The sequence below is a fragment of the Erwinia sp. 009765445 genome, assembly GCF_058137865.1.
Genome location: NZ_JBYUWC010000067.1, coordinates 1 through 593 on the forward strand (window position 1 = coordinate 1; position 593 = coordinate 593).

Consider the following 593-nt stretch of genomic DNA (forward strand, 5'->3'; position numbering starts at 1 on the left):
AAGCCGCTATCTTTACGACCCGCTGGGCCGCAGGGTGGCAAAACGGGTATGGCGACGTGAACGGGACCTGACGGGCTGGATGTCGCTGTCACGGAAACCGGAAGTGACCTGGTACGGCTGGGACGGCGACCGGCTGACCACGATACAGAACGACAGAACCCGCATCCAGACGATTTATCAGCCGGGGAGCTTCACGCCACTCATCAGAGTTGAAACTGCCACCGGTGAGCTGGCGAAAACGCAGCGCCGCAGCCTGGCGGATACCCTTCAGCAGTCCGGCGGCGAAGACGGTGGCAGTGTGGTGTTCCCGCCGGTGCTGGTGCAGATGCTCGACCGGCTGGAAAGTGAAATCCTGGCTGACCGGGTGAGTGAGGAAAGCCGCCGCTGGCTGGCATCGTGCGGCCTGACCGTGGAGCAGATGAAAAACCAGATGGACCCGGTGTACACGCCGGCGCGAAAAATCCACCTGTACCACTGCGACCATCGCGGCCTGCCGCTGGCGCTCATCAGCACGGAAGGGGCAACAGCGTGGTGCGCAGAATATGATGAATGGGGCAACCTGCTGAGTGATGAGAACCCGCATCATCTGCAGC

The 593-nt window shown here is 62.1% G+C and carries 1 protein-coding gene; it reads left to right on the forward strand.

What is annotated here, in order from left to right; genetic code table 11:
• Positions 1-593: RHS domain-containing protein (locus AC3Y5R_RS24245; RefSeq protein WP_489923428.1), on the forward strand; the 593-nt coding region annotated here is incomplete at both ends.